5 protein-coding genes are annotated in these 6,527 nt (G+C 69.6%); 1 reads left to right on the top strand and 4 read right to left on the bottom strand.

All coding sequences use genetic code 11. The annotated features are described in order from the left end of the window. The 3 genes from Ari01nite_RS49125 to Ari01nite_RS49115 form a co-directional block, all read right to left on the bottom strand. Window positions 1–494 (bottom strand): cellulose-binding domain-containing protein (locus Ari01nite_RS49125; RefSeq protein ID WP_203791625.1); only part of this gene is annotated, 494 nt, incomplete at its 3' end. 78 nt (window positions 495–572) lie between these two features. Next, window positions 573–1,949: a glycoside hydrolase family 10 protein gene (locus tag Ari01nite_RS49120; protein ID WP_203791624.1), complete on the bottom strand. Its 1,377-nt coding sequence runs from the start codon at window positions 1,947–1,949 to the stop codon at window positions 573–575. A 196-nt stretch (window positions 1,950–2,145) separates the two neighbouring features. Next, entirely contained in the window at window positions 2,146–3,489 is a 1,344-nt protein-coding gene (locus Ari01nite_RS49115; protein ID WP_203791623.1) for a CE1 family esterase, read from the bottom strand. A 192-nt stretch (window positions 3,490–3,681) separates the two neighbouring features. Here Ari01nite_RS49115 and Ari01nite_RS49110 point away from each other — a divergent pair, with 192 nt between their 5' ends. Next, window positions 3,682–4,680 carry a LacI family DNA-binding transcriptional regulator gene (locus Ari01nite_RS49110; protein WP_203791621.1) on the top strand — a complete coding sequence of 333 codons (999 nt, stop codon included), beginning with the start codon at window positions 3,682–3,684 and terminating at the stop codon, window positions 4,678–4,680. Between the two features lie 12 nt (window positions 4,681–4,692). Here the strand turns inward: Ari01nite_RS49110 and Ari01nite_RS49105 are convergent, their stop codons facing one another. Continuing rightward, window positions 4,693–6,516 carry a family 43 glycosylhydrolase gene (locus Ari01nite_RS49105; protein ID WP_203791620.1) on the bottom strand — a complete coding sequence of 608 codons (1,824 nt, stop codon included), beginning with the start codon at window positions 6,514–6,516 and terminating at the stop codon, window positions 4,693–4,695. Between the last annotated feature and the right edge of the window lie 11 nt (window positions 6,517–6,527).

Raw genomic sequence — 6,527 nt, 5'->3', positions numbered from 1 at the left:
GGGCCGGTGGTGGGTGCGGTGGTCGGCGTAGTGGTCGGTGCCGTGGTGGGTGGCGTGGTCGGTGCCGCCGTCGGGGTCGTCGTAGGAGCCGTCGAACCGGTGCACGCGACACCGTTGAGGGTGAAGGACGCCGGCACCGGATTCGCCGAGGTCCACGTGCCGTTGAAGCCGAAGCTGGCCGTGCCGCCGGTGGCCACACTGCCGTTCCACGTCGTGTTGGACACGGTGACCTGGCTGCCGGACTGCGCGACGGTGCCGTTCCAGAGGCTGCTGACGGTCTGGCCGGCGCCGAAGGTCCAGGCCAGCTGCCACCCGCTGAGCGGGTCGCCGAGGTTGTCGATGGTGACGTTGGCGCCGAAGCCGCCCTGCCACTGATTGGTCACTGCGTAGGTGACCCGGCAGCCGACGGCCGCCTGCGCGCCGGTGGCCACGGCGGTGATGCCCCCGGCGACCGCGAGGGCCAGGGCGGAGGCGAGCCAGAGCTTTCGTTTCACGGCGGAACTCCCGGATGGAGGGCGTGGGGACGACCCCCGGCCCGGGGAGAGCGGGCCGGGGGCGAGGAGGGACGAGCGTCAGCCGGCCGAGCAGGTCGGCGTCGCGGTGGGGCCGGCGCCGGTGCCCTGGAAGCCGAACTCGGTGTAGCCGCCGGCCGCGATCTGGCCGTTGTAGCCGACGTTGCGGAAGCTGACCGAGCCGCTGGTGCCGGTGTTGGTGGCGTTCCAGGCGCTGGTCACCGCCCCGCCCGAGGGCACGGTGACACCGACGGTCCAGCCGTTGACCGCGCTCGAACCGGCGGTCACCCGGACCGTAGCGACGTAGCCGCCGCTCCACGAGTTCAGGGTCACCCGCGCACTGCACGCCCCGGATGACGGCGGGTTCGTGGTGGGCGCCGTCGTCGGCCCAGTGGTCGGCCCAGTGGTCGGTACCGTGGTCGGCGTCGTGGTGCCGCCGGCATTCAGGGCGTTGAGGACGGAGGTGTAGGCGGCCTTCTTGTTGCCGGACGCGTCGAACAGCAGCGGGTTCTGTCCGGTACGCCAGGAGTCGCTGTCCCGGACGCCCCAGACGGTGATGCCGGTGCAGCGGGCGACCGCCAGGCAGGCGCGGGTCACCGAGGCGAAGATGTTGGCCTGGTTGTTGCCCTGCTGAACGTCCAGCTCGGTGATCTGCACGTCGACGCCGAGGTCGGCGAACCGCTGGATGTTCTGCTGGTAGGTGGAGTCCAGGCTGGTGCCCAGGTGCGACTGGAGGCCGACGCAGTCGATCGGCACGCCGCGGGCCTTGAAGTCCCGGACCATGTTGTAGATGCCGGTCGACTTCGCGTTGATGCCGTCGGTGTTGTAGTCGTTGTAGCAGAGCTTGGCGCCCGGGTCGGCGGCCCGCGCGGCCCGGAACGCGGCCTCGATCCAGTCGTTGCCGGTGCGCTGCAGGTTGGAGTCGCGGCGGCCACCGCCGGAGCCGTCGGCGAACGCCTCGTTCACCACGTCCCAGGAATGGATCTTGCCGCGATACTGGGTGGCGACCCGGGTCACGTGGTTGATCGCGGCGTTACGCAACGCGGTGCCGGACAGGTTCTGCGCCCAGCCCGGCTGCTGGGCGTGCCAGAGCAGGGCATGTCCGCGCAGAAGTTTGCCGTTGGTGGCGGCGAAGTTCGCGATGCGGTCGGCGTTGGTGAAGTTGAACTGGCCCTGCTGCGGCTCGGTCGCGTCCCACTTCATCTCGTTCTCGGCCACGATTGAGTTGAACTCGGTCCGCGCAATGGTGCTGTAGGTCGAGTCGGACAGACGGCCGGCCGCGATCGCCACGCCGAAGTAGCGGCCCTTCTCCGCCGCCGACGCGCCGAGCGTGGTGCCCGCCTCCGCGGCGCCGATCACCGCGACGGTGGCCGCCACGACGACACCCGCGGTGGCCGCGGACAGCAGGCCTAGACGGCCCTTTCTGGGGATGGACATGATTGGTGGACCTTTCGAAGGTTGGGGAGAACTGCCAACGCAATTGAGGGGGTCAATGTTCGGTGAGCGTTAACAGCCGTGCCAGGCATGTTACGGGAGCGCTCCCACGGCCTCAAGAATGGATGTCGAGAAGCCGCGATTTCCTTCTCACGCCGCCCGCATTACGCTTTTTCAGAAAGCAATTTTCGGTAACCGACTAGGCGGCGGAGCAGGCGGCGCCGTTAAGTGCGAATCCGGTCGGCGCGCCACTGTTGCCGGTGTGGCCCGCCTGGAACCCGATGCTCACCGAGCCACCCGGCGCGATGGCGCCGTTGTAGCTGACGTTACGGGCCGTGACCTGACCGGACCCCGGGCTGTAAACGGCGTTCCACCCGGCCGTGATGGTCTGGCCCGCGGCCAGGGTGAAGGTCAGGGACCAGCCGTTGACGGCGGCGCTGCCGGTGTTGGTGACGGTGAGGTCGGCGGTCAGCCCACTGTTCCAGGCGTTCACGGTGCTGGACACCCGGCACGCCCCGGTCGCGGGCGGGGTGGTCGGGGCCGTGGTGGGCGGCGTCGTGGGGGTGGTGGTGGGCGGCGTCGTGGGCGACGTGGTGGGCGGCGTGGTCGTCGCGTCGGCCGGCGAGGTGGCCGGCCCGAACTGGGTCAGGAACCGCCACACCTCGCCGGTGGTCCAGGTGGTCGCGGTGTTGTTGGCCCCGCCGTCCACGGGCTCGGGCGTGTGGTCGCCGTCGAACGCGGCCCACTGGACCGGATAGCCGGCGCGGCATCCCGCGTACGCGGTGGTGATGTGCCGCAGGCTGCCGTTGGCCGGCTCCGGCGGGTTCTGCGCCGTGCAGCCGTTCACCCGCACGAAGGTGTCCCGGATCTGCCGGCCGAGGTTGACGCCCAGCACGCTGTCGCGGGTGCCGTGGATGCCGAAGTAGGCCACCGGCTGTGTACCGCCGGCACACCCGCTGAGCTGGGCACCGGAGTAGGCGACGACCGCCCGGAAGACGGCCGGCCGGGCGCAGGCGAGCGCGTAGCTCATCGAACCGCCGTAACTCCAGCCCAGGGCGAAGCGCTGGGTGGTGTCGACGCAGAGGTCGTTCTCGACCACCCGCAGGATGTCGTCGACCAGCGTCACATCCCGGCCGCCGGTGTTGGCCCAGCCGGCGTCGAGCCCCTGCGGGGCGATGAAGATCGCGCCGTTGTTCGAGGCCCGCTGCTGGCCGTAGAAGGCCCAGGCCGCGCCGGCCGCGCCACCGCCGTTGGCGACGTTCTGGGCGGAACCGTTGAGCCAGTGCAGCCCGACGAACAACCGGTACTTCAGGGCCGGCTGGTAGTTGTCCGGGATCCGCAGGATGTAGGTGCGGGACTGGCCGCCGCTCTGGATCGTGTAGGTGCCGTTGCGCAGGGTCGGCGTCTTGCCGCAACCGCCGGTCGCGGCGGCCGGTAACGGTGACTCGGCGGCCGCGGCGGTGTTGCCGGCGGAAGCCACACCGCCGATCCCGAGCAGCAGCGCGGTTGCGGCGAGAGCCGCACCAATCGTCCTTCTTCGCATCACATGACTCCTCGACGTCTTGGTCGGAAAGCGCCTTTATAACATTCATGTACGCCGATTTACGCTAAGGATTTACCATTACATTTTTTCAGTGCGGAAAAATCCTCATTATTGGTTGTCCGGGCGGCTAGACTGCGTCTATTGAGAACGCCCGCAGGAGGAGATTTGCCGTTCCAGGAACGTCGTTTCGGCATGCGGGATGTCGCGCAGCTGGCGGGGGTTTCCCACCAGACGGTGTCCCGGGTGGTGAACGGCCATGCCAAGGTGCGCGACGAGACGAGGCAGCGGGTGCTGGACGCCATGCGGTCCCTGAACTACCGGCGCAACCTCGCGGCGCGGACGCTGGTGACCCGCCGGTCGTACACCCTCGGCATCATCGGTTACGAGACCACCCTGTTCGGGCCCGCCTCGATGCTGCACGGCATCGAGAGCGCCGCCCGGGAGGCCGGGTACCTGGTGAGCATCGCGACGATGCCGGAGCTGACCGGCGCGGACGTGCTCGAGGCGGTGGACCGGCTCGCGCACCACGTGGTGGACGGAGTGATCGCCATCGCGCCGAACGAGGCCGTGGCCGACGCGCTCGACGAAGCATCGGCCGGGCTGTGCTGCGTGGCGGTCGGCGGTGCCGGGCCGGCCGGTGTCACACCCCGGGTGTGCATCGACAACGCCGCCGGCGGCCGGTTGGCCACCCGGCACCTGCTCGATCTCGGACACCGGACGGTGCACCACGTCTCCGGCCCGCTGGACTGGCCCGAAGCCCGCGAACGCCTCGGCGGCTGGCAGGCCACCCTGAGAGCCGCCGGCCGGCCGGTCCCGCCCGTCGCCGGTGGCGGCTGGGATGCGGCGTCCGGTTACCAGCAGGGCCTCCGGCTCGCCGACGATCCGTCCGTGACCGCCGTTTTCTGCGCCAACGACCGGATCGCCCTCGGTGTACTCCGCGCGCTGCACGAGGCCGGCCGATCGGTGCCGGACGAGGTCAGCGTCGTCGGGTTCGACGACACCCCGGAGGCGGGCTACTTCTTCCCGCCGCTGACCACCATCCGGCAGGACTTCGCCGAGCTCGGCCGGCGCAGCCTCGCCCTGTTGCTCGAGCGGCTGGCCGCACCGGACGACCGCGCCGCCCGGCAGCCGACGCTGCTGACTCCCGAACTTATCGTCCGGACGAGCCGCAGCCCCCGCCACCGGGCGTGACCAGACGACAGGTCAAGCGCGCGACCACTGCATGCTGGTCGCGGTACTGCTGCAGGTGCGCTGCTCGATCGCGGCGCCCTGCGTGGTGGAGCTGCCGGCCACGTTCAGGCATTTGCCGCTGTTGAGGTTGACCAGCTGGTAGTAGCCGGTGCCGGTGGCACGCCAGGTGAAGACCTGGTTGGCGCCGCCGTGGCAGGTGTACTGGACGAGCCCGGCCCCGTCGGCGGCCGACCAGTTCACCACATCGGCGCACTTGCCGCTGTGGACGCTCTGCAGGGTGACGTTGCCGTTGCCGGCATCGGTGAACCGCCACTGCTGCCAGGCGTTGCCGTTGCCGGGCCACTGCCCGATCACGGCCAGGTCCTGGGTGTTCGGCGACTGCACGTCCAGCACCTGCCCGCTGTTGCGGTTGGTGACCCGGTACGCGGTCGGCGTGCCGGTGCCGCCCGCCGTGAACAGCCAGTGGTCGAGGTTGAACAGGTCGCCGCTGCCACCGGTGAACCGCAGGTACAGGTCCTGCGTGCCGCTGGCACCGCTGACCGGGCAGGACACGTTCGCGTAGGTCTGCCAACCGCCGGTGCCGGACACGTTGCAGGTGCCCACCAGAGTTCCGGTCGGGCTGCCGAGCCGCAGCTCGATCCGGCCACCGGAGGCCGCCGAGGCCACCCGGGCGGTGAACGAAGCGGCGCCCGTACCGAATCCGACGCCTTTGACCTTGATGTAGTCGCCATTGTTGATCGACCACACGTTCAGGGTCCCGCCGCTGGCCGGTTCGGTCTCGATGCCCGAGCTCCAGGCGATCGTCTCGGCTTCCTGCCGCACGTACGGATTCAGCGTGCCGATCTGCGGCGCCCCGGCGGTCGTCATATTGATCGTCGGGAAAGTGCCGTTGGCGTTGTAGGTGAACTTCTCCACCGCCACCGACCGGGTAAAACCGCCGCCGCCGGGCAGTGCGCCGTTGTGGTAGAAGAAGTACGACCCGCCGTTGAAGTCGATGACGCCGGCATGGTTGGTGAAGCTGCCGCCCTGTCGCGGCATGATCGTCCCGCGATAGGTCCACGGCCCGGTCGGACTGCTCGCGGTCGAATAGGCGATGAACTCGCCGCAGCACTCGGCCGCGAACACGTTGTAGTACAGGCCGTTGCGCTGATAGACCCACGGACCCTCCTCGTAGAGGGTGGGCCGGCTCGCGTTGCCGGTGCGGGTGCCGAAACCGGCCGTGGTCAGCGGGATCTGGGTCAGCCCACCCGAGTACGAGATCATGTCGGCGTTCAGGCGCACGTACCAGAGGTTCGGGTTGCCCCAGTACAGATACGCCTGACCCGAGCTGTCGATCCACACATTCGGGTCAATCTCGGCGTTGCCCAGCAGCGGCCGGCCGATCGCGTCCCGGAACGGCCCGGTCGGGCTGTCCGCGACGGCAACGCCGATCACCATGCCGCCGCCCCGCTGGCGCACCGGCACGTACCAGTAGAACTTGCCGTTGCGGGCGGTGACGTGCCCGGCCCACGCGTTGGCGTCGGCCCACGCGAAGGTGGCCAGGCTCATCGGGGTGCCGTGGTCGGTCCAGTTCACCATGTCGGCCGACGAGAACACCCGCCAGTCGCGCATCGTGAAGTTGGTCGAGCCGTCCTCGTCGTGCCCGGTGTAGAGGTAGACCCGGCCGTTGTGAACCATCGGTGCCGGATCGGCGGTGTAGATGTGCTGCACGATCGGGTTGTCCGCCCGCGCTGCGGTGACCGGCGACAGGGTCCAGACGAGCAGGACCGTCGCCAGCCAGGCAATCGTGCGGCGAAGTGGTGCGGCGTGTGGTATTCCTGCCACCAGTCTTCTCATGCGCCGCCTCC

Origin of the sequence: Paractinoplanes rishiriensis, assembly GCF_016862375.1 — a bacterium.
Classification (GTDB): Bacteria; Actinomycetota; Actinomycetes; order Mycobacteriales; family Micromonosporaceae; genus Actinoplanes; species Actinoplanes rishiriensis.
The sequence above is the reverse complement of the archived record's forward strand: the minus strand, read 5'-3'. Positions and strand labels throughout refer to the sequence as shown.

What these genes read in the sequence shown, in the direction of transcription:
- Ari01nite_RS49120 (WP_203791624.1), bottom strand. Translation starts at nt 1,949, where the DNA reads ATGTCCATCCCCAGAAAGGGCCGTCTAGGCCTGCTGTCCGCGGCCACC.
- Ari01nite_RS49115 (WP_203791623.1), bottom strand. Translation starts at nt 3,489, where the DNA reads ATGCGAAGAAGGACGATTGGTGCGGCTCTCGCCGCAACCGCGCTGCTG.
- Ari01nite_RS49110 (WP_203791621.1), top strand. Translation starts at nt 3,682, where the DNA reads ATGCGGGATGTCGCGCAGCTGGCGGGGGTTTCCCACCAGACGGTGTCC.
- Ari01nite_RS49105 (WP_203791620.1), bottom strand. Translation starts at nt 6,516, where the DNA reads ATGAGAAGACTGGTGGCAGGAATACCACACGCCGCACCACTTCGCCGC.